This is a genomic window from Agrobacterium sp. ST15.13.013 (assembly GCF_027956525.1).
Lineage (GTDB): Bacteria > Pseudomonadota > Alphaproteobacteria > Rhizobiales > Rhizobiaceae > Agrobacterium > Agrobacterium salinitolerans.
Genome location: NZ_JAQKGP010000001.1, coordinates 228,028 through 250,451, shown reverse-complemented (window position 1 = coordinate 250,451; position 22,424 = coordinate 228,028). Strand labels below are relative to the sequence as shown.

Here is a 22,424-nt window from a genome sequence, read left to right as displayed (position 1 = left end):
GAGAAATTTGAGGGGATCGACGAAACCTGCCGTCCGCCGAGTGGCCGCGCAGTTTTGCCGTTCAAAGCTCTAGCATTCAAACCATGGCTCGAACAGATATTTCATGACTATTATCATCAAGAATTTGTGCAGGCCGCATCGAGCGGACCCGGCAGCAAGGGCGGCCGGGCTTTGACCTGTCAGATGGCCCCGTCGACGATAACCATCGGCCTACCCTGCGAGCAGGGCTCGATACGCGCATCGATGCGATAGATATCGCGCAGCATCTCCGGGGTTATAACCGCCTCCGTGCTGCCGCTCACCACCATTTCACCGCGCGCGATCACCATCGTATTTTCGCAATAACGAAGTGCATGGTTGAGGTCATGCAGGGCGATCAGCACGATCATGCCGGTCTTCTGCGCCAGATCGGTGACGAAACCCAGGACCTCGATCTGCCGGTGAAGATCGAGCGCAGAGGTCGGCTCGTCCATCAGCAGCACTTCCGGCTTGCGCGCCAGCGCCTGCGCCAGCGACACAAGCTGTCGCTGGCCCCCGGACAATTCGCCAAGCCCGCGGAAGGCCAGATCGTGGATTTTCAGCGCCTTGAGAATGGCGTCGATCTCGAACAGCTCATCGTCGTGAACCCGCCAGCCGCCGCCCTGCTTGGCGGAAAGAAGTATGGATTCATAGACCGTCAGCACGGCGTTGGCGCCGGTATCCTGCGGCATATAGCAGATGGCGCGGTTGCCGCGCGCCGTGTCCGACAATTCGACCAGACCCGGACCGGAAATCAGGCTGGCGATGCGCTTGAAGAGCGTGGACTTGCCGGCCGCGTTCGGGCCGATCACGGCCGTAACACTGCCGCTTTGCAGCGTATCGATGCCAACCTTGGAGAGTACCGTGATGCGCCCATAGGCGGCGCCGACATCTTTCAGTGCGAGCGCTACCATGCGCGTCTCCTGTTACCGAAAATGAGCGCGAAGAAGAATGGAACGCCGACAAGCGCCGTGATGACGCCGATCGGCAGGATCGCGCCGGGAATGAGGATTTTACTGATGACCGAGGTAGCCGACAGAAGCAGAGCCCCGCAGATGATAGAACCGGGCAGGAAGAAGCGTTGGTCCTCACCGACAACCATGCGGGCGATATGCGGACCGACCAGCCCGACGAAGCCGATGGTGCCGACAAAAGAAACAGGAATCGCCGCCAGAAGACTGACCGTCAGCATGGTCGACAACCGCAGACGGCGCACATTGATGCCCATGCTGGCCGCCTTGTCATCGCCGCGCCTCAGCGCCGTCAACGCCCAGGCATTGCGCATGAACAGCGGCACGGTGACGAGGAGAATGGCGCCGGTGATGTAAACCTTTTCCCAAGTCGCTTTCGTAAGGCTGCCCATTGTCCAAAACACGACGGCAGCGAGCGCCTGTTCGGACGCCAGATATTCGAGCAGGGACAGCGCCGCATTAAAGGTGAAAACCAGCGCGATGCCGAGCAGAACGATGGTTTCCACCGTTACGCCGCGCATCGTTGAGGCGAAATGAATGAAGAGAGCCGCAATCATCGCCATAATGAAGGCGTTGATGGGCACCATATACTGCACGGCTCCCGGAAAGATCGCCACGCCGCCGACAAGCGCCAACGCCGCGCCGAAGCTTGCGGCGGCGGAAATGCCGAGTGTGAAAGGGCTTGCAAGCGGGTTGGACAGAATTGTCTGCATTTGTGCGCCGGCAACAGAAAGCGACGCTCCGACAGTAACCGCCATCAGCGCGATCGGCATGCGAATGTCCCAGATCACCACCCGAAGCTGGTTACCGACCGCCGCCGGGTCGGCAATGGTCGCCAGAACCTCTGATAGCGTGTAGCGGGCCGGGCCGAGCGCCATGTCTGCGGCCAGGCTGAAGCACAGCGCGATAAAAAGTCCGAAAAGGATAATGATCCTGCGCGCGGCAAGAGCGCGATATTGATCGCGCCCACTCATGCCAACTGCGCTTTCATTCAGCGACGTCATTGGTTCAAACCTTTGTCGAGCGAGGCGAAATAGCCCGGCTTGTAGGTGATGGGGAGGAATTTGCGGTGAAACTCCTCAAAATTCCTTTCCGGATCGAGATCGGCGAAGAGATCGGGATGAAACCACTTGGCGAATTGCTGGATCGGGAAGAATTCGTAGGGCGCGCCATAGAACTGGTGCCAGACGGCATGGACATTGCCTTCCTTCACGGCCTTCAACTCCGGAAACGGCGTGCGCTTCATCAGGTTGGCAAGTCTCTCACGGGAGAGAACCATATCTGCACCGCGTCCGACCGGAACGAACTGGTTGATGTCGGATTCGGCTGCCCAGTTGGAGCCGGTGACGATGACCTGGTCGGGATCGGCAATCACGAGCTGTTCGGGATTGAGGTCGCCGAACGTCGTCTTGATGATGCCGTCGGCAATGTTTTGGCCGCCGGCGAGATCGACCATCGCGCCGAAATTGACCGGTCCGAAAGTGCGGCAGCAATTGTTTTCGCCGGAAATGCCGGGGGCGCGTTCAATGAAGACGTTCGGGCGTTTCAGGTCCTTGACGCTGGCGAGCCGGTCGGTCACGCGGGCGATTTCGGCGCGGCGATAGGCGATGAATTCCTTCGCACGCTCTTCGGCGCCGAACAGTTTGCCGAGAATTTCAACCGAGGCTTCGCTGTTCTTTTCAGGATCGATGCGGAAATCGAGATAGATGACCTTGATACCGGCGGCGGCGGCCTTGTCTTCAAAACCGCTTTCCTTCGCGGACTTCTCAGCCTCCAGATTGAGGGTGATCACATCTGGCGAAAGGGTGATGGCGGTTTCGAGGCTGAAATCGCCCTGCGGCACATAGCCGAAACGCGGCAGTTTCTCGATCTGCGGAAAACGCTCGACATAAGCGGCATAGCTGTCGGGATCCTTCTTGAGAAGATCGTCACGCCAGCCGACGATGGTATCGAAGGTCTTGTCGCCCTTGAGCGCAGCGATCACATGCACCTGGCGGGCCTCACCGACGATGATGCGCTTGGCTGGCAGGTCCAGCTCGACCTTGCGCCCGGCGACGTCGGTAATCTCCCCGGCATGTGCCGTCATGGCGAGAAGGGAAAATGCCAGCACCGCAAGATGCCTGAGAGCGTTGAGCCGCATGAGAAATCCTCACTGAGTTCCTAAGCAGAACGATGAAGCCGCAGCGCTGCGGCTTCATCCATCGATCGGACGGCGCTCCCCTTCACCGTCCCTGAATTACTTCCCGTCCTTCAGCGACACGAAGTAGCCGGGCTTGTAGTCAAGCGGCAGGAAGCGCGCATGCAGCTCCTTGAAGGTGGCCTCGGGGTCGAGGTCCTTGAAGAGATCCGGATGCAGCCATTTGGCAATTTCCTGAATGGCCACGAACTGATAGGGATTGTTGTAGAACTGATGCCAGATGGCGTGGACATTGCCGTCCTTCACCGCCTGCACGCCGGTGAAAGCCGGACGCTTGGTCAGGTTTTCAAGCTTGCGATGGGCTTCCTTCAGATCCGCGCCATAACCGACGCCGACCCAGTTGCCGCCCGGAACATAACCGTTCCAGTTGCCGCCGGTGATGATGATCTGTTCTGGATTGGAGGCGATGATCTGTTCCGGGTTGACGGTGCCGAAGGTGCCGGGAATGATGTCCTTGGCCATGTTGATGCCGCCGGCAAGCTCCACCATCTTGCCGAAATTCTCGTTGCCGAAAGACATGCAGCAATCGTCGGAGTAACCGCCGGCGCGCTCCATGAACACGACGGGCTTCTTCGGATTGACCTTTTCCAGCGTATCTGTGACCTTGGCGATGGAGTCGGCGCGGAACTTGATGAAGTCCTCGGCGATCTTTTCCTTGCCCGTCAGCTGGCCCATGAGGCGCATGCTCGGCTCGGTATTTTCCATCGGCTTTTCGCGGAAGTCGACGTAGACCAGCGGAATGCCGACCTTGGCGAGCTTCTCGATATAGCCCGCTTCTTCGGTCGCCGTCTTGGCGTCGATGTTCATCAGGATCACGTCAGGCTTCAGTGCGACAGCCTGTTCTATGTCGAAGGTGCCGTCTTTCATGCCGCCGAAAGTCGGCAGCTTGGCAATCTCGGGATATTTCGCGAGATAGGCTGCATAGGTTTCCGGGTCGGCTTTCGCCAGGTCGTCGCGCCAGCCAACGACGTGCTGGAAAGGATTTTCCTTGTCGAGCGCAGCCAGGAAATAGATTTGACGGCCTTCGCCGAGGATCACATGCGAAACGGGCACATTGACTTCGACATCGCGGCCCGTCACATCCTTGACGGTGACCTTTTCGGCGAAAGCCGGCCATGCGACGGATACGAGAAGGCCAAGGGCAAGTGCCGCGGATTTGGCTGAAATGCGCATCGGATATTGCTCTCCAGTGTTGACTGGCGCGGCTGTATTATTTTCTGACTGTACTAGTCAACATTTATGTTTTAGAGCCATTCTTAACTGACCGGTATATGAGTTTAAGGCCGATGATCGATACTACCCAATATGGCAAGAACGACAGTCTGAGAGACGAAATCAAATCCTATTGGTCCGGCCGCGCCGCGACTTTCGACCTTTCCCCCGGACATGAAATTTTCTCCCAAGACGAGCGCGAGGCCTGGCACGCGCTTATCTTGAAACATCTCGGCCACGGAGAAGGCCGCAAGGCGCTCGATCTTGCCAGCGGCACCGGCGTCATCTCGCACCTGATGGACGATCTCGGTTTTCAGGTCACCGGTATAGACTGGTCGGAGACGATGCTGGGGCTTGCCCGGGAAAAGGCAAAAAGCCGTGGGCGCAGCATCCGCTTTTTTGTCGGCGATGCCGAAAATACGATGGAGCCGGATGAAAGCGCCGACGTCATCATCACCCGCCATCTGGTCTGGACGCTGGTGGACCCGCAGGCAAGCTTTGCCGAATGGTTCCGTGTTCTGAAGCCCGGCGGGCGGCTTCTGATCGTCGACGGCGATTTCGTGAATACCGGCTGGCGCGAAAAGCTGGTGAAGAAACTGGCCACCGGCCTGGAGAGCATCGGCCTCGTCAAACCGGACCAGCCGCACAAGCCGGCGGACCCGGAAAATACCTTCAACAGCATTCTTTCCCGCGTTTATTTTTCGAAGGGCGCAAGGGCCGGCGATGTCGCGGCGCTGTTGCGTGCGGCTGGCTTCGAACCTGTTGCAATCGATCAGGAGCTTCAAGCCATTCACCGCGCCCAGGCGAAAAACTTCAGCCTGCTGAAAGGCATTCTGCGCGGGCTGCAGCACCGTTATGCGGTCTGCGCGGTGAAGCCGGGTGTTCCGTAAAGGGGTGAGGCGGTATACCTTTATTTTTCCGCCTGCTCGAAGAGGTCCTCGAACCTTGGCTTTGCCCGGACGGGCACGTCCACAGTCCGGTAGCTCTGCGGCAGGGTGGCCTCGCCGACCTTGATCAGCATGACCATGCCCATGCCATAATGCGGCGAGCATTTGATGCCGTAAAAGCCCGGTTTTTCAAAGACGGTCTCAAATTCGTCATTGATCCGGCTCTTGAAACCCTCGACACCTTCTGGAACCATGCCGTCAATGGTCGCGGCATTGTGGCTCTTGTGGGTCGGCACGAAGCGCACGCGGTCACCGGGGGCGATCTCGAGAAAATCGGGCTCGAACACCATCGGGCCTTTTTCGCCCCTGTTCATCATCTTCACCTCGAAGGCCTCGGCCAAAGCGTGAAGGGGAAACCCTGCGGCCGAAACGGCAATTGCGGCAGCGGCACAAAACCGTCTGGCCTTTGCAGCAGAGCTTGCGAACGTAATGACTGTCATCATCGTGCCAATACTTTCCTTGCATGCTCGGCCCGCCCATGGGCCGGCAAAAAACGAATATGGGAAAAGCCCCCCTCATCCGTGGTGACCACGCACTCCACCCCGAAGACGGCGGCTATTGTCGCCGGTGTCAGCACCTCGCGCGGCGGACCGACCGCGATCATCTCGCCCCGGTGCATGATGGCGACGCGGTCACAGAACATGGCGGCGTGATTGAGGTCGTGCAGCGCCGCTACAACGGTCAGGCCCTGTCGGCGCACCAGATCGAGCAGGCCGATCTGGTGACCTATGTCGAGATGGTTGGTCGGCTCGTCCAGAAGCAGGATATGCGGCTCCTGCGTCAACGCGCGGGCGATATGCAGGCGCTGCCGTTCGCCGCCGGAAAGATGGTGCCAGCTGCGCTCCGCCTTATCAGCCATATCCACATTGGCGAGTGCTGCGTCAACGATGGCGTCATCCTGCTGCGACCAGGCGGAAAGCGGCCCGAGGTAGGGCGTGCGCCCAAGCTCCACGGCCTGTCGTGCGGTGATGCGTTCGGTGGTTTCAGCCTGCTGCTCAACGAAGGCGAGCCGGCGGGCAAGGTCTCGCCGTCCCAGCGAGGCAAGCGGTTCATCTCCGAGCGTAACGTGACCCCGGCGCGGCTTGCGAATGCCTGCCAGCATGGAGAGCAGCGTGCTTTTACCGGAACCGTTCGGCCCGATGACACCGAGAAACTCACCGGAACCGACATCGAGTGAAACGCCGCGCACGATGTCGATATTGCCGGCATGGAAATGCAGGTCGTGGGCGGACAGTTTCATGAACGCCTCCTCTTCTGCCCGAGGATGAAGGCAAAGGCGGGCGCGCCGACGAGCGCGGTGATGACGCCGATGGGCAGCACCTGGCCCGGAATGACGATGCGAGAGAGAATATCCGCGACGATCATGAAAACCGCGCCGGTCAGCGCCGTCACCGGCAGCAAGATACCATGGCGAACGCCGACGAAGATGCGCGCAGCATGCGGAATGACGAGGCCCACGAAGCCGATGGAGCCGACCAGCGACACCATCGCAGCCGTCATGATCGCCGAAACCGAGATCAGCACGGTATAGACCCAGCGCACCGGAATGCCGAGCGAGGCTGCGGCCTGACCGCCGAAGGCGAAGGCATCGAGCGCCCGCGCGTACCAGAGACAAACGATAAGGCCCGCAAGGCTGACCGGTAGCGCCAGCCAGACATCCGGCCAGCGCACGCCGGAAAGATTGCCGAGCAGCCAGAACATGATACCGCGCGCCTGTTCGGCATTGGCGGATTTGGTGACGATGAAGGAGGTCATGGCGTTGAACAGCTGCGAACCGGCAACGCCCGCCAGAATGATGGCGCTGTTGCCATGCCCCGCCCGCACGGCCAGAAGGCTGACCAGCGAAAAAGCGACAAAAGCGCCGATGAGTGCGCCCGCCGGCATCGTCAGAAAGCCCGCGCCGAAGCCCAGAAGCGCCACGGCGACGGCACCGGTGGAGGCACCGGCAGAAATTCCGAGAATATAGGGATCGGCAAGCGGATTGCGTAAAAGAGATTGCAGCACTGCCCCGGCGAGCGCCAGCGACGCCCCGCAGCAGGCAGCAACAACGGCGCGGCTGAGGCGGTAACTCCAGACGATGCCTTCATCCAGCGGTTCAAGCGGATAACCCGCGTGGAAAACGCGGTTGGCAATCGTCTTTGCTACAACACCCAAAGGGATGGCAGTCTCGCCGATGGCCGCCCCGGCCATCAGCGCGACGAGCAGCAGGGCGAGCGCGGCAAATGCCAACCCCGCCCTACCAAGATGGGTGGTGAAACGGTTCACTTGGCGAGGCCAGCGGCCGAAATCGCCTCGGCCAGCGTTTCAATACCTTCGATGGTTCGAATGGTCGGGTTCATCGCCTGCGCATCCATCTCGAACACATGACCTTCCTTGACGGCGGGCATGATGCTGGCCACGGGATCGGTGGCGAGGAACTTCAACTTGACGGCGATGTCGTCGGCGGGGAAACGGCGGCGATCCATCTTGCCGGCGACGATGATCGACGGATTGGATTTGGCGATGGTTTCCCAGCCGACCGTCGGCCATTCTTCATCGCTTTCGATGACGTTCTTTAACCCCAGCGCGGACATGATGTAGCCGGGAGCGCCATTGCGACCTGCGACATAGGGATCGACATCCAGCTCGGCGCTCGAGAACCAGAAGACGGCGGAAAGCTTGCCATTGGCTGAGGCGATCTTGGCGCGGGCGGCTTCTTCACGCTTCTTCAGGTCGGCAACGACCTCTTCACCGCGGTCCTGCACGTCGAAGATTTTGGCGAGGTCGCGGACTTCCTGATAGATCAACTCCATGGTGAAGCCGGTGTTGCGCACACCATCACCGCCGCCGGAATTGTCCTTGCCGACGCAATCGGCAGGCGAGGTATAGACGGGAATACCGAGTTCGGCGAATTGCGCCGGCGTTCCGACAACACCCTCGGGACCGATCTGCCACTGGAACTGCGTCGTGACAAGGTCCGGCTTCTTGCCGACGACCGCCTCGAAGCTCGGATCATTATCGGCCAGTCGCTCGACCTTGGCATTGGCCTCCTCGTAGCCCTTCAGAACCGGACCAATCCACAGCGCCGTGCCGACGACCTTGTCCGCAACGCCAAGCAGGTAAAGAACCTCTGTCGTGCTCTGGCCAACGGAAACGGTGCGGGCGGGCGCCTGCTTGAAGGTGATCTCCTGACCGCAGCTGTTGATTGTCAGGGGATAGGTGGTTTCGGCGGCATTGGCGCCGACCACAGGCAAAACCGAAAGCACGGTGGCCAGAAAGCCGGCGTGAACCGGCAGGCGTCTAGAATGAAACATGTGTTCTCCAGTCGAAAGTAAAACTTATTCCAGAGCAGCAGGCGTCAGAACGCGCAGCAACAGCGGGACGTCTTGTACGGAGAACGGTAATAGGACGCAAACGAAATGTTATGAAATAACATTACAAAATCCTCCTCCGGGCTTCCCCGCCCGTAACGATGGTTCATATTTTGACGGCAGGTCTCCTGGCTCACGGATTTGCGTCTCTCATCTGCCTTCCCGCATTCCGAAAAATACAGTGGCATGACGCCTTGAAGCGTCACGGGGATGAACGACAATCCGCTTACAGTTGCGGGGGCAGCCACGGCATTGGGCGAAAAAGATCGCCCGCACCATGTTCCCTATTAATCCCTTCGCCTTTCGGCTGCAGGAACCGTCGCTTTCTCACATAAGGGGCAAGAAGCGGGGCGTCAATTGCGATAGTGCCGCACCTCAGCACAAAGACGGGCCTGCCAGGGCGAAAATCATTGCGGAACCGCAGCCTGCCGGTTGCGGCGCGCCTTTCGACATGGTGGTGAGCGTTTCGATCACCACCAGCCCGGATTGCGCCAGGAAGTCGGTCAGAAGACCGCTGTCACGCACGGCATCAAGACGGACAAGCTGACCGTCCAAATCGGAAAAATGCCGCCTGACCAGCACGATGGCCGCCGTCTCGTCGCCCGCAACGACCGGGCCGACAATATGGCCCCGCCCCGCTGCGCGTCGCAATGCAAATGCCTCAAGACGATCCGCCTCAAACAGGCCATAACCCTCGTCTTCCCGCAGGAGACGCTGCAGGACGCGCCGGCGCGAGACACCGAAAGCCGCCTCATCCAGATCCGCAACAGCGGACAAATGGTCCTCCGTAAGTGGCTCGATCCTCTGTTTCCTTCCGAGCGCCGGCATCTCGGCAAGGCAGCGCGCCTTGCCCCGAAGGAGATGTACTTGTTCCGTCTCTCCGGCAAAACCCAGCCCGGCAAACAACCGCCTCGACTCGTCCGTGGCGTTGAGCCTCAGGGATATGGCAGGGAATTTCGCCAGAAGCCGCCGCACCAGCCACGGTGCCACACCCTGCCCCTGAAGGCGCGGCGAAACGATGACCATGCCGAGCGTCGCAAAACCCTCATCATAGCGAAACAGCATCGCAGTTGCGACAACGCGGTCGATTTCGTCAAGCGCGGCAAGACCGACGCCACATTGACGCAGGAAACACCATTCATTCGCGTGATATCGCCACCCGACAGCCATGGAAAGCGCGTGCAGATGATCGGCCTCCACATCGGCGATATCCACGGTTCGCAACTCGAAACTATCGACCTTGAGCAGTTCCATGACAAACGGCTCTCATTTCCTCCGGCGCGGAACCTTGATCCCGGCAGCCCAGCCCACAACTTCCGAAGATAACCAGCCTTGCCGGCACGAATTTTCCGAAAGCACTGGAAGGACACAACAATCTACCGAAATCAACCGCATTTCAGCAGATAAACGCCATCAGCCACTTTAAGCTTTCGACGTTGAAACGACGGGGGCAGCCATGAACGCAATCGACATTCTGGAGCGTCTTGTCGGCTTCCCATCGGTCGTCGGAACCGCCAATGGCGATATCGCCGGATGGATCGCCGATTATCTGGAAAGCCACGGCGCGAAAGTATCGCTGCTTGCCGGCCCGGAGGGCGACCGCGCCAATCTCTTCGCGAGCTTCGGCCCGGCTGATGTCGCCGGATACATCCTATCCGGCCATATGGATGTGGTGCCTGCCGGTGAGCCGGAATGGTCCTCCGATCCTTTCACGCTGAGAGCCGAAGGCGAGCGTCTTTACGGGCGCGGAACCACGGACATGAAAGGTTTTCTGGCCACGGTTCTCGCCGCTGCACCGGCATTTTCGCGCATGGCGTTGAAGCGGCCCGTGCATATTGCCTTTTCCTATGACGAGGAGGCGGGCTGTCGCGGCGTGCCGCACATGATCGCCCGATTGCCGGAACTATGCGCAAAACCGGCGGGCGCGATCATCGGCGAACCGAGCAATCTGCGCGCCGTGCGCGCCCACAAGGGCAAGGCCGCTGCTCGCATCACCATTCGCGGCCGCTCCGGCCATTCCTCACGGCCGGATCAGGGCGTGAACGCCATTCATCTGATGACCGGCATCATGGCAAAGGCGGTCGAGACCGCACGGGCTCTCACGGAGGGGCCCTTCGAAGCGACGTTCGAGCCGCCCTATTCCTCCCTGCAGATCGGCACGGTGAAAGGCGGACAGGCGATCAATATCATCCCCGATCTCTGCGCCATCGAACTGGAAGCGCGGGCAATTGCCGGGGTATCGCCGGTGGCTCTGCTCCAGCCGGTGCGCGACGGCGTCGAAGCGCTTGCCGCCGAGGGCATCGACATTGAATGGACGCCGATGAGCGATTATCCGGCGCTGTCCCTTGCCGCCAATGCACCGCTCGTGAAGCTTCTGGAAGAATTGACCGACGCGCCATGCATCGCCGCCGTCAGCTACGGCACGGAGGCCGGGCTTTTTCAGGCGACTGGCATCGACGCTATCATCTGCGGCCCGGGCGATATCGGCCGCGCCCACAAGCCGAACGAATTCATAACGGTCGATGAACTGTCGGCTTGCCAGTCAATGCTGGAAACACTGGCGAACCGCTGCACGGTTTAAACCTTCGGAACCACGGATTTCAGATGACTTTCTTCTTCAATTCCGACGCGAAGCGCGGCGAGATTTTCCGGCAGGCTCTGGCCCGCGACTTGCCGGAACTGCCTTTTTCGATGGATGCAGCCAGCGTTGATCCGGATGCGGTTCGATACCTCATCACCTGGACTGTACCTGATGATATCGGCCGCTACCGCAATCTCGAAATCCTGTTTTCCATCGGTGCTGGCGTCGATCAGTTCCACATCGAAGCCGTCCCTGCGCATGTAAAAGTCGTGCGCATGGTGGATGACGGCATCATCCGCATGATGCAAGAATATGTGAGCCTCGGCGTGCTGGCGCTTCACCGCAACCTGCCGGTTTATTTGAAGCAGCAGCGCCAGCAACTCTGGAAGGCCCTGCCGCAGCGTCAGGCGGAAGAGTGCCGGGTGGGCGTTCTCGGCCTCGGCATGCTGGGCGTTGCGGCGCTGGAACAGCTGAAACCCTTCGGATTTCCGCTTTCTGGCTGGAGCCGCTCACCGCGCGAGATCGACGGCGTGACCTGCCATCATGGGGAAACCGGATTGGCCACCATCCTCTCGACAAGCGATATTCTCGTTTGCTTGCTACCGCTGACCGAAGAGACCACCGGGCTTTTGAACGGCGAACGTCTGGCGATGCTGCCCGAGGGCGCGGGGCTGGTTCATGCCGGGCGCGGCAAACAGCTCGACCACGACGCCCTTATCGATGCGCTGGATCGGGGCTTGCTTTCGGGCGCGATGATTGACGTCACCGATCCGGAACCGCTTCCGGAAAACCATGCCTTCTGGACCCATCCGAAAATTCTCCTGACGCCGCATATCGCCAGCGTCACCCAGCCGCATTCGGCAGCGCGCACCGTTGTCGAGAACATCAAACGATACCAGTCCGGTCTCGAGCCGCTCGGCCTCGTTGATCGTAACCGCGGATACTAACCCACACCGTTCCAGGAAAGGACACCCATGCCGCTTCTCAAGACCATAGACACCAATCCCGCCTTCGAACCCAAGGCCTCCAAGGCCCTGCCTGAACGCCTCATCGCCGGCGACCCGGCCTTCAAGACCTGGGCGCTGGACGAAGCCCGCAACGGCACCGTCCACACCGGCATCTGGGAAGCCACCCCGGGCGAAACCCGATCCATCAAGGGCGAGACCTTCGAATTCTGCCATATTCTCGAAGGCGTCATCGAAATCACACCGAAGGGCGGCGCGCCGCTGCGTTATACGGCGGGCGACAGCTTCGTCATGAAGCCGGGTTTCGTCGGCGTGTGGAAGACCATCGAGACCGTGCGCAAGATTTACGTCACCGTGAACGGATGAGCTGAGATCCTGCATTCCGGCATCGCCCGTGAGGGTTTGTGCCGGGAAAATGCCGGCGGACATACGCACCGAAGATTGCGCTGTCCGCCGGTGGCAAAACGGGATTTTCGTTCACCGCCCCCGCCAGAGTCGGCCGATGCTGCTTGCCATCAGGGGCTAGGTTTGAGGCATGTCCACAGAGGGTTTCCCATGACGCTCAGCTTCGATCCAGACAGCCTGTCCTTGCCGATCGGCCATTTCATCGGCGGTCAGCTGATCCCGGCTCAAAACGGCATCGACATGCATCGCCCGTCGGACGGCGTCGAATATGGCGGCTGCCCCCGGGCGGGTGCCGCGCCGGTCGGTGAAGCGGGGCAGACCGCCAAGGCCGCGCTGAAAAGCAGCAACTGGGGGGGCGGTCGCCCGCGCGAACGCACGAAAGTTCTACAGCGCTGGGCCGACCTGATCGAGCAAGAAGCTGAGACGCTGGCAAAGATCGAAGCCTTGTCCTCCACGCGGCCGGTGGGCCAACTGATTGCCGGGGACATTGCCGTGACCGCCGAGCAGATCCGCTTCTTTGCCGAATTTGCCGACAAGGAAGGCGGCGATCTCGTGCCGACCGACGATACGAGCCTCGGCATGATCATGACCGAACCCTATGGCGTGGTCGGCGCGATTACCCCTTGGAATTTCCCCGTCTCCATGGCGGGCTGGAAACTCGGCCCGGCGCTCGCGGCCGGCAATGCCGTGGTGCTGAAACCATCGGAAATGACGCCTTTTTCCAGCATTTTCTTGGCTGAACTGGCCATCAAGGCCGGCCTGCCCGCCGGCCTCATCAACATCGTGCTCGGCGACGGGCCCGTGACGGGCAACGCCATCACCGGCCATCCCGAGATTTCCAAGGTCAGCTTCACCGGCTCGACCGCCGCAGGCGCCGCCATCATGGCCAATGTCGCCCGCACCGGCATCAAGCCCATGACGCTGGAACTCGGCGGCAAAAGCCCGCAGCTGGTCTTTGCCGATGCCGATATTGAAAAGGCGGCAGCAGCGATCGCCGGCAATATTCTTTCCAATGCGGGACAGGCCTGTGTCGCCGGCTCGCGCATCATCGTTGAGGAAAGTGCGGCCGACGCCCTTTCCGCCGCGATCATCGCCCGCATGAAAACGGTGAGGCCCGGCCCGACCTGGGATGAGACGACGCAATATTCCCCGATCATCTCCGAGGTGCAGCGCAAGCGCATCGATGGCATCGTGCAGGCGGCGGTCGCCCATGGCGGCGAATGCCTGACGGGCGGCGCAGTGATGGATGGCCCCGGCTATTTCTATCAGCCGACGCTGATCGCCAATGTCGACCAGACCTCGCCCGCCGTCACCGAGGAAATCTTCGGGCCGGTGCTGACACTACAGACCTTCCGCACGGAAGAAGAGGCTCTGGCGCTTGCCGATCATCCGACCTACGGTCTGGCGGCGGGTCTTTTCAGCCGCGACGTCTCGCGTGTCCTGCGACTGTCGCGCGCGATCCAGGCCGGAACGATCTGGGTCAATCGTTATGGCCGCTCGCGCGACCACATCTTGCCGACCGGCGGTTACAAACGCTCGGGCATCGGCAAGGATCTCGGACGCGAGGCCTATCTCGCCAACCGCAAGAGCAAAAGCGTCCTTATCGGACTGTAACAGGGGAATTCTCTTGAAAACGCATCGCATCGCACTCATTCCCGGAGACGGCATCGGCCAAAGCGTGACGGACGCGGCGTGGCAGGTCCTCAATGCCGTCGCCAAAACCTCCGGTTTTGCGCTCGAAGGAACCGAATTCCCCTGGTCCTGCGCCTTCTACAAGGAAACCGGGTCGATGATGCCGAAGGACGGCATCGAAACGCTGCGCGGCTTCGACGCCATCATGCTCGGCGCGGTCGGCTGGCCGGCGGAAGTGCCTGACTCGGTGTCGCTGCACGGTCTACTGCTGCCGATCCGCAAGGCTTTCGTGCAATATGCCAATATCCGCCCGCACCGGCTGCTGCCCGGCGTGCAAGGGCCCTTGAAGGCGGACGGCTTCGATATTCTCTGCATCCGCGAAAACACGGAAGGCGAATATTCCGGCGCCGGCGGCCGCGTGCATCAGGGCACGGACGACGAGGTGGCTGTCGAAACGTCGATCTTCACCCGCAAGGGCGTGGAGCGAATCTTGCGCTTCGGTTTCGAACAGGCGCAAAAACGTCGCGGCAAGCTCGCATCCATCACCAAGTCCAATGCCCAGAAATATTCGATGGTGTTCTGGGACGAGGTGACCCACAAGCTCGCGGCGGAGTATCCAGATGTCGAGGTCACGAGCTACCACATCGACGCCATGGCGGCGCGCATGGTGATGGCGCCGGAAAGCCTCGATGTCGTGGTCGCCTCTAACCTTTTCGGAGACATTCTGACCGATCTCGGCGCCGCCATTCAGGGCGGCCTCGGTTTTGCCGCCTCCGCCAATATCAATCCCGACCGCAGCGCGCCCTCGATGTTCGAGCCGGTGCACGGTTCCGCCCCTGATATCGCCCATCTCGGCATCGCCAACCCCATTGCCGCCATCTGGTCCGGCGCGATGATGCTGGAGCATCTTGACGAAAAGGATGCGGCAGCAGGGATCATGACGGCGCTGGAAACGGCGACCGCTCGCGGCATCGGTACCGTGCGGGGCAAGGACAAGACGGATACCATCACAGCCGCGGTTCTCGCGGCACTCGCCTGATTTCGGAGACTTATGATGCAGGGCTTGAAGGACAAGGAACTCTTTCGCCAGACGGGCTTGATCGGTGGCGCATGGAAGGCGGCAGCATCGGGCAAGGTGGTGGATGTCATCGATCCGGCGACACAGGCGGTTATCGGCACCGTGCCTGATATGGGCGGCGCGGAAACCCGCGCGGCAATCGAGGCTGCCAACGCGGCCTTCGGTCCATGGAAGAAAAAAACCCATGCGGAGCGCGCCGCCCTTCTGGAAAAATGGTTTGCGCTGATGATCGAGAATATCGATGATCTCGGCCTGCTCCTCACTATCGAACAGGGAAAACCGCTTGATGAAGCCAAGGGAGAAATCCGCTACGGCGCCTCCTTCGTCAAATGGTTTGCGGAAGAAGCCCGGCGCATCGGCGGCGGCACCATTCCTTCACCGACTCCAGACAGGCGCATCGTGGTGCTGAAGGAGCCGGTCGGCGTCTGCGGCATCATCACGCCATGGAATTTCCCGAATGCGATGATCACCCGCAAGGTCGCGCCGGCACTCGCCACCGGCTGCACCGTCGTTATCAAGCCTTCGGAATTCACACCCTATTCGGCCTTGGCGCTTGGCGTGCTCGCCGAACGGGCGGGCATCCCCGCAGGCGTCATCAACATCGTCACCGGCATGCCGACTGATATCGGCAATGAAATCATGGCCAACGAGACGGTTCGGAAAATTTCCTTCACCGGTTCCACCCGCGTCGGTTCGCTGTTGATGCGCGGCGCTGCGGACAGCATCAAACGGCTGTCGCTGGAACTGGGCGGCAATGCGCCTTTCATCGTTTTTGACGATGCCGATCTCGATCTCGCCGTTGAAGGTGCGCTGGTTTCGAAATTCCGTAATGGTGGCCAGACCTGCGTCTGCGCCAACCGGATTCTGGTGCAGTCTGGCGTTTATGACGCCTTTGCGAAGAAGCTGGCGGATCGCGTCGACGCCATGCGCGTTGGCCCCGGAACGGAAGCGGGCGTCTCCATCGGCCCAATGATCAACCAACCGGCCATCGCGAAAATCCGCGCCCATATCGATGACGCCGTCTCCAAGGGTGCCACGATCATCACCAAGCCGCGCAATCTGCCTGATGGTCCGCAATATACAGCGCCCGTGGTGCTGACGGGCGCAACGACGGCGATGCAGCTGGCGAGCGAGGAGACTTTCGGACCGGTCGCTCCGCTCTTCCGTTTCGAGACGGAGGAAGAAGCGCTCGCCATCGCCAATGGAACACCCTTTGGCCTTGCCGCCTATTTTTACACCGAGAACCTCAAGCGCGCCTGGCGCGTGGGTGAGGCGCTGGAATTCGGCATGGTCGGCCTCAATACCGGGTTGATCTCCACCGAGGTCGCCCCTTTCGGCGGCGTCAAGCAATCCGGTCTCGGCCGCGAGGGCGCGCAGATCGGGATCGAAGAATATCTGGAGACCAAGGCCTTTCATATCGGTGGGCTTGCCTGACGCCCACTTGTTTTCTCCCCGCCTAAAGGGTCGCTTTGCGGCCCTTCTTTTTTGCAGACGCAACAAAAAAGCGGCCCGGAGGCCGCTCTTGAATTATCGAAACGTGTCGAGCATCTTGTAATAATAGCCTACCAGCGGCAGGAACCAGGGCTTTCCGAAGTGCCCCGGCACCGCCGGCCAATCCAGCCCTTTTAGCGGGTTCCTGTCCGGCCGTCCCAGAATGGCGTCAGCCATGATCATGCCGAGATGGGTGGAAAGCTGCGCGCCATGGCCGGAATAGCCCATGGCGTACCAGACACCGTCATGAAAACCGGCGCGCGGATAACGGTCCTTGGTCATATCGACCAGTCCGCCCCAGCAATAATCGATCGGCACATGGGCAAGCTGCGGGAAGATGCGATGCAGGCTTTCAGTCAGGATCGCACCGCTCTTGGCGTCGGAACGCTGGTCCGATGTCGCGGAAAAACGGGCGCGGCCGCCGAAAATCAAGCGATTGTCCGGCGCCAGACGGAAATAATTGCCGATATTCATGGTGTTGACGTAGGTTCGGTTGCCCGGAACCGAAGCCTTGATCTCGGCATCCGTCAGCGGCCGCGTGGCGATGATGAAACTGCCGACCGCGATGATGCGGCGGCGGAAATAACCAAAGCCGGAAGGCGTATAGGCACCGGTCGCGACCAGAACATTGTCGGCCGTCACCTTGCCGCGCGGGGTTTCCAGCTCATGGAGCTTGCCGTTCTGAGTATGCTTCGTCACGGCAGCATTTTCGAAGATCACCGCGCCATGCCGGCTGGCGGCTTCGGCAAGACCGGCGACATAACGGCCCATATGCATCATGGCGCTTTTTTTAGAGAGCATCGCGCCGTAGAAAGGCGAGCCGATTTCCGCCTTCAGATCAGCGGCGGACAAAAGCGCCGTATCAGGATCGACCTCGGCGTGAACGGCTTCGAAATTCCGAGCAAGTCCTTCGAAATGCTGTGGTTTCGACGCCATTTTCAGCTTTCCGGCGCGCCGGAAATTGCACTCGATCCCCTCCTCCGCAATCAGCGCCTCCAGCGTATCGATGGAGGAATCGAGCGCCTGGTAGAGCGCGATGGCCCGCTCCTTGCCGAGTTCCGCCTTGGCAGAGAGATAGGAATGGGCAAGGCCATTGTTGAGATGGCCACCGTTGCGGCCCGAAGCGCCCCAGCCCACGCGCTGCCCTTCCAGAACGACGACGCGCGCACCGGCTTTCACAAGCTGGCGCGCGGCACCGAGACCCGTGAAGCCGCCACCGATGACGGCCACATCATAATGGCCTTCGACAGGACCTTGCGCCGCCCCCGCAAAGAGGGGCGCCGTGTCGTGCCAATAGGAGACGAGCTTCATGATCAATGTCCTCTCTTACAGTCCGACAACACCAGCAAGGCCGGAAATATCGGCAATTTCCGTGTAACCGTAATAGGGGTTTGCAGGTTCATGGCCACGGTTGACCCAGACCTTGTTCTTGATGCCGAGATCGTGCGCCGACATCAGATCGTAGCGGAAGGAGGACGACACATGCAGGATGTCCTCCGGGCCGCAACCGAGCATGTCGAACATATATTCGAACGCCTTGAAATGCGGTTTGTAGGCCTGTGCCTGTTCGGCAGTATAGACGGCATGGAACGGTGCGCCGAGTTTTGCAACATTCGACATGATCTGTGAGTTCATGGCGTTGGACAGAATGACCAGCGGAATCTCCTTGGCGACCTTTGAAAGACCCGCCGGAACGTCCGCATGTGGCCCCCAGGTCGGAACCCGCTCGTAGACCATTTCCGCATCCTCGTCCTTGAAAGCGACACCATTGCGCTTGCAGGTGCGCGACAGAGCATTGTGAACGACCTCTGCGTAGGGCTTCCAGTCATGCATGACCTCATCAAGACGATAGGCGGAAAAATTCTTGATGAATTCCTCCATCTCCGCTTCTCCCAGACGATCACCGTAGAGATCGCGGGCAGCCTCTGCCATCTGGAAATGAATGAGCGTGCCGTAGCAATCGAAAGTGATGTATTTCGGGCGGAAGATGGTCATCTCGTCGTCATCCTTGCTTGGGGATTGGTGGTGGCTGCAATAATCAGATCATAGATGCCTTTGTCCGATCGGCGCACCGCAATTGCTGTTCGCGGAAGCAGATTGTTGCGTATCCAGCCGCCAGTTTGGCAGAGAGTTGCGCCGGGGCGGACTGGCAGCTCCCCCTCTCCGGCGCTCCGGACCGATGCGAACAAGACGCGGCATAAGATGCGGCGGCGGATAAAAGCAACAGCGAAACATATCGAACCTTCCCATTTGTCGGGACAATCTTCTTTCGGCATCGGTCTATCAATGAATAAGCAGAACAAGGGAGTACCGGCATGCAGGCGAGCCTGATCGATATCCAAACGTTTCAACCGGACCACCTCGACGCGGCCGTTGAACTTTCCCGCCAGGCCGGATGGCCGCACCGGAAAGAGGACTGGGCCATGGTCCTTTCCATCAGCAAGGGTTTCGTCGCCGTTGAGAACGGCCGCGTCGTCGGAACGGCCATGGCAACGCATCTCGGAGAAAGCTGCGCCACCGTCAACATGGTGATCGTGGACGAGAGCATGCGCGGCCGCGGCCTTGGACGCAAGTTGATGCACGCGGCGCTCGACGCCGCCGACGATCGTGAATGCCGTCTGGTCGCCACTGCCGATGGGTTGCCGCTTTATGAAAAACTCGGATTTGTCGCCTGGGGTGAGGTGGTTCAGCATCAGGGAATTCCGAAGTCCGCCACCAAACCGGAAAATGTGGTCTGGGCGCTAAACATCGACGCGGCCGAACTCGCGACACTTGATGCAGAGGCTTTTGGCGCAGATCGGACATCACTTTTTGCCGCACTTGCGCAAAGGGCACGTTTCGCGACGGTCAGGAACGAGGGCGTCATCAAGGGATTTGCGGCAATCCGCACCTTCGGTCGCGGTGAAGTCATAGGTCCGGTCGTGGCCGAAACCATTGAAATCGCAAAAGATTTGATTGCATTCGCAATTTCTGAACGCCCCGGCGCATTCCTGCGTGTGGACACCACCGTCAAGGCAGGCCTCGGTTCGTGGCTCGCCGAACAGGATCTCGCCCATGTCGGCGGCGGCATCGCGATGCGCCGGTCAACGACCGAACTACCCGCTGAAAAGAGATTGAAAACATTCGCATTGGCCAGCCAGGCGCTAGGCTGAATTCGGAGAGACCACATGTTAAGCAATTCACTGATCGAACTGGATCGCGCCCATCTGGTGCACCCTGTCTCCTCCTTCCGCGGCCACGAGAAGCTGGGCGTGCGGGTGCTGCAATCGGCAAGCGGCGCCACCGTCACCGATATCACCGGCCATCGGCTCATCGACGGCTTTGCCGGCTTGTGGTGCGTCAATGCCGGTTATGGCCATGACAGCATCGTCGAGGCGGCGGCAAAGCAGATGCGGGAATTGCCCTATGCGACGGCCTATTTCGACATTGGCAGCGAACCGGCGATCCGGCTCGCCTCCGAGCTTGCCGACCGCGCGCCGGGCGATCTCAACCATGTCTATTTCACGCTTGGCGGTTCCGATGCGGTGGACAGCACCATTCGGTTCATCCGCTACTACTGGCATGCCAAAGGTCAGCCGCAGCGCGACCAGTTCATCTCCATCGAACAGGGTTATCACGGCTCCACCACCGCCGGTTCGGGCCTCACCGCCCTGCCCGCTTTCCATGCCGGTTTTGGCGTGCCCTACGACTGGCAGCACAAAATCCCGTCGCACTACGCCTACCGTAACCCGGTGGGAAGCGACCCGGCCGCCATCATCGCATCCTCCCTGCAAATCCTGAAGGACAAGATCGAGACGATCGGTCCGGACCGTGTCGCCGCCTTCTATGCGGAACCGATCCAGGGTTCCGGCGGGGTTCTCGTACCGCCTCCCGGCTGGATCAAGGCCATGCGCGACCTCTGCCGGTCCTATGGCATCCTCTTCGTCGCCGACGAGGTCATCACCGGCTTTGGCCGGACGGGGCCGCTGTTTGCCTGCGCTGACGAGGATATCGTGCCGGACTTCATCACCACCGCCAAGGGCCTCACCTCCGGCTACGTGCCGATGGGCGCCGTCTTCATGGCGGACCACGTCTATGATACAATAGCCGACTTCGCAGGCGAGGCCGCAATCGGGCACGGCTACACCTATTCCGCCCATCCCGTCAGCGCCGCCGTCGGTCTCGAAGTGCTGAAACTTTACGAGGGCGGGCTGCTGGAAAACGGCCGCCGCGCCGGCCAAAGGCTGATGGCCGGGCTTGAGAGCCTGAGAAGCCATCCGCTGGTCGGCGATGTCCGCGGGCGCGGCATGCTCGCCGCCCTCGAACTCGTGACAGACAAGGACAGGAAGACGCCCTTGCCGACCGCGGCCGCCCCCGCGCGAAAAGTTTTCGACCGCGCTTGGGAAAACGGCCTGATCGTGCGTGCCTTTGCGAACGGTATTCTGGGTTACGCGCCGCCGCTCTGCTGCACCGACAGCGAGATCGACGCCATCATCGAGCGGACGCTGAAGACCCTCGATCAGACGCTCGAAGACCCCGCGGTGCGGGCCGCCATGGCCTGAGGCTATAGCCGGGAGGCGTTGCGCCACCCTCTCGAAATGTCGCAACGCACCGCATATTCGCAATATTCTGCCGAAGAGCTATTCCATTTCGGCGAATCCGGCGCGCCAAAAGTGCCAAACTATTAATGCAAACGGCAATAAACGCCATAAAAAAGGGCGTAATCGCAAATGGGAACGGGGCAAGGACCCCGTCCGGGAACAGAATAATCTGCCGCAGTCTCCCCAGGAGACCGAGGCGGCAAAGCGGAGACCGACATTGCCCAAAAAACTGAGCGACTTCAAATATATGAGCTTCGACGTGGTGGGGACCCTCATCGATTTCGAAGGCGGCCTGAAATCGACGCTGACCGCAATCGGCGCGGAAAACGGCGTGGAAGTCGATGGTGAAAAGGCGCTCGCGCTCTACCGTGCGGCCCGTTATTCCGACGCGACCGACCTGTTTCCGGATGACCTCGTGCGGGTGTACCTGATCATCGCTCCCGAACTCGGCCTGCCGGCGGAACGCGCATTCGGTGAGCGCCTGCGCGATGCGGCAAAAAGCTGGAAAGGCTTTGAAGACAGCCGCGCCGCCATGGCCGAGCTTGCCAAGACGCATCGCCTCATCGCCATGACCAACGCCCAGCGCTGGGCCTTCGAATATTTCTCGCAGGAACTCGGCAATCCTTTTCATGCCGCTTTCACGGCGGATGACACCGGCACCGAAAAGCCAAATCCCGCTTTCTTCGAAAAGGTCTTCGCCTTTGTGGAAAGCGAGGGCGCATCGAAGGACGACATTCTGCACGTTGCGCAAAGCCAGTATCACGATATCGGCATTTCCCGGAAATTGGGCATGACCAATTGCTGGATCGAACGCCGCCACGCCCAGAAGGGATATGGCGGAACGATAGAGCCGGAAAACTTTACCGAGCCGGACTACCACTTCACCTCGATGGCCGGCCTTGCCGAAGCATTGAGACAGACGGGCGGCTAAGCCGCCCCGCCAATGGCGCGCCGCGAACTGGGATGCGGCATGCCGGAAATTCATTCAGACGCATTT

Annotated in this window: 22 protein-coding genes and 1 riboswitch; of the genes, 10 read left to right on the top strand and 12 right to left on the bottom strand. The window is 60.4% G+C overall.

The features are described 5' to 3' along the window. Nucleotides 1–179 precede the first annotated feature (179 nt). The 4 genes from PL597_RS01235 to PL597_RS01220 all read right to left on the bottom strand — a co-directional run bounded on the left by PL597_RS01235 (nt 180) and on the right by PL597_RS01220 (nt 4,359). Nucleotides 180–932 (bottom strand): ABC transporter ATP-binding protein, encoded by a 753-nt coding sequence (locus PL597_RS01235; protein WP_077985076.1) that lies wholly within the window; start codon nt 930–932, stop codon nt 180–182. Further along, complete coding sequence (locus PL597_RS01230; protein ID WP_271364443.1) at nt 926–1,993, bottom strand: FecCD family ABC transporter permease; 1,068 nt, start codon at nt 1,991–1,993, stop codon at nt 926–928. The genes PL597_RS01235 and PL597_RS01230 overlap by 7 nt, the downstream gene beginning before the upstream one ends. After that, nucleotides 1,990–3,129: an ABC transporter substrate-binding protein gene (locus PL597_RS01225; RefSeq protein WP_077985078.1), complete on the bottom strand. Its 1,140-nt coding sequence runs from the start codon at nt 3,127–3,129 to the stop codon at nt 1,990–1,992. The genes PL597_RS01230 and PL597_RS01225 overlap by 4 nt, the downstream gene beginning before the upstream one ends. Nucleotides 3,130–3,225: 96 nt before the next feature. After that, nucleotides 3,226–4,359 carry an ABC transporter substrate-binding protein gene (locus PL597_RS01220; protein ID WP_271364442.1) on the bottom strand — a complete coding sequence of 378 codons (1,134 nt, stop codon included), beginning with the start codon at nt 4,357–4,359 and terminating at the stop codon, nt 3,226–3,228. Nucleotides 4,360–4,472: 113 nt separating this feature from the next. Between PL597_RS01220 and PL597_RS01215 the strand changes: the two genes are divergently transcribed. Continuing rightward, nucleotides 4,473–5,288: a class I SAM-dependent methyltransferase gene (locus PL597_RS01215; RefSeq protein ID WP_271364441.1), complete on the top strand. Its 816-nt coding sequence runs from the start codon at nt 4,473–4,475 to the stop codon at nt 5,286–5,288. Between the two features lie 20 nt (nt 5,289–5,308). On the opposite strand, the gene PL597_RS01210 is transcribed toward PL597_RS01215, so the two are convergent. From PL597_RS01210 to PL597_RS01190, 5 genes are all read right to left on the bottom strand, one after another. Then, nucleotides 5,309–5,788, bottom strand: a complete 480-nt coding sequence (locus PL597_RS01210) for a pseudoazurin (protein ID WP_271364440.1) — start codon at nt 5,786–5,788, stop codon at nt 5,309–5,311. After that, nucleotides 5,785–6,585: an ABC transporter ATP-binding protein gene (locus PL597_RS01205; protein WP_269826456.1), complete on the bottom strand. Its 801-nt coding sequence runs from the start codon at nt 6,583–6,585 to the stop codon at nt 5,785–5,787. The genes PL597_RS01210 and PL597_RS01205 overlap by 4 nt, the downstream gene beginning before the upstream one ends. Then, nucleotides 6,582–7,535 carry a FecCD family ABC transporter permease gene (locus PL597_RS01200; protein ID WP_416372225.1) on the bottom strand — a complete coding sequence of 318 codons (954 nt, stop codon included), beginning with the start codon at nt 7,533–7,535 and terminating at the stop codon, nt 6,582–6,584. Before PL597_RS01200 ends, PL597_RS01205 begins: the two co-directional genes overlap by 4 nt. A 71-nt stretch (nt 7,536–7,606) precedes the next feature. After that, complete coding sequence (locus PL597_RS01195; protein WP_271364438.1) at nt 7,607–8,638, bottom strand: ABC transporter substrate-binding protein; 1,032 nt, start codon at nt 8,636–8,638, stop codon at nt 7,607–7,609. Between the two features lie 158 nt (nt 8,639–8,796). Then, nucleotides 8,797–9,031: riboswitch (cobalamin riboswitch) on the bottom strand. Between the two features lie 39 nt (nt 9,032–9,070). Beyond that, a complete protein-coding gene (locus PL597_RS01190) occupies nt 9,071–9,949 on the bottom strand; it encodes a GNAT family N-acetyltransferase (RefSeq protein WP_271364437.1) in 879 nt (292 codons plus the stop codon). 202 nt (nt 9,950–10,151) lie between these two features. Between PL597_RS01190 and argE the strand changes: the two genes are divergently transcribed. The 6 genes from argE to PL597_RS01160 all read left to right on the top strand — a co-directional run bounded on the left by argE (nt 10,152) and on the right by PL597_RS01160 (nt 16,790). After that, on the top strand, nt 10,152–11,276 hold the full coding sequence (gene argE / locus PL597_RS01185) for an acetylornithine deacetylase (protein WP_271364436.1): 1,125 nt from the start codon (nt 10,152–10,154) through the stop codon (nt 11,274–11,276). 23 nt (nt 11,277–11,299) lie between these two features. After that, the gene (locus tag PL597_RS01180; protein WP_077985087.1) at nt 11,300–12,223 is read left to right on the top strand and encodes a 2-hydroxyacid dehydrogenase; all 924 of its coding nucleotides are present in this window, start codon (nt 11,300–11,302) and stop codon (nt 12,221–12,223) included. Nucleotides 12,224–12,250: 27 nt separating this feature from the next. After that, nucleotides 12,251–12,607, top strand: coding sequence for a cupin domain-containing protein (locus PL597_RS01175; RefSeq protein ID WP_271364435.1), 357 nt, complete (start codon nt 12,251–12,253; stop codon nt 12,605–12,607). A 189-nt stretch (nt 12,608–12,796) separates the two neighbouring features. Beyond that, nucleotides 12,797–14,260, top strand: coding sequence for an aldehyde dehydrogenase family protein (locus tag PL597_RS01170; protein WP_271364434.1), 1,464 nt, complete (start codon nt 12,797–12,799; stop codon nt 14,258–14,260). Between the two features lie 13 nt (nt 14,261–14,273). After that, a complete protein-coding gene (locus PL597_RS01165; RefSeq protein ID WP_271364433.1) occupies nt 14,274–15,317 on the top strand; it encodes a tartrate dehydrogenase in 1,044 nt (347 codons plus the stop codon). 15 nt (nt 15,318–15,332) lie between these two features. Next, a complete protein-coding gene (locus PL597_RS01160; protein ID WP_077985310.1) occupies nt 15,333–16,790 on the top strand; it encodes an NAD-dependent succinate-semialdehyde dehydrogenase in 1,458 nt (485 codons plus the stop codon). Between the two features lie 93 nt (nt 16,791–16,883). On the opposite strand, the gene PL597_RS01155 is transcribed toward PL597_RS01160, so the two are convergent. Genes PL597_RS01155 through PL597_RS01145 form a run of 3 tightly spaced genes read right to left on the bottom strand, consistent with a single transcriptional unit; the run spans nt 16,884 to nt 19,198 of the window. Next, entirely contained in the window at nt 16,884–18,158 is a 1,275-nt protein-coding gene (locus PL597_RS01155; RefSeq protein ID WP_077985091.1) for an NAD(P)/FAD-dependent oxidoreductase, read from the bottom strand. Nucleotides 18,159–18,173: 15 nt separating this feature from the next. Next, entirely contained in the window at nt 18,174–18,842 is a 669-nt protein-coding gene (locus PL597_RS01150) for a haloacid dehalogenase type II (protein ID WP_269823525.1), read from the bottom strand. Beyond that, entirely contained in the window at nt 18,839–19,198 is a 360-nt protein-coding gene (locus PL597_RS01145) for a hypothetical protein (RefSeq protein ID WP_271364485.1), read from the bottom strand. The genes PL597_RS01150 and PL597_RS01145 overlap by 4 nt, the downstream gene beginning before the upstream one ends. Here PL597_RS01145 and PL597_RS01140 point away from each other — a divergent pair. The 3 genes from PL597_RS01140 to PL597_RS01130 all read left to right on the top strand — a co-directional run bounded on the left by PL597_RS01140 (nt 19,163) and on the right by PL597_RS01130 (nt 22,358). Then, the gene (locus tag PL597_RS01140) at nt 19,163–19,999 is read left to right on the top strand and encodes a GNAT family N-acetyltransferase (protein ID WP_271364432.1); all 837 of its coding nucleotides are present in this window, start codon (nt 19,163–19,165) and stop codon (nt 19,997–19,999) included. The genes PL597_RS01145 and PL597_RS01140 overlap by 36 nt on opposite strands. A gap of 15 nt (nt 20,000–20,014) precedes the next feature. Continuing rightward, a complete protein-coding gene (locus PL597_RS01135; RefSeq protein WP_271364431.1) occupies nt 20,015–21,388 on the top strand; it encodes an aspartate aminotransferase family protein in 1,374 nt (457 codons plus the stop codon). 256 nt (nt 21,389–21,644) lie between these two features. Beyond that, a complete protein-coding gene (locus PL597_RS01130; RefSeq protein WP_269823523.1) occupies nt 21,645–22,358 on the top strand; it encodes an HAD-IA family hydrolase in 714 nt (237 codons plus the stop codon). The last annotated feature ends 66 nt before the right edge of the window (nt 22,359–22,424 follow it).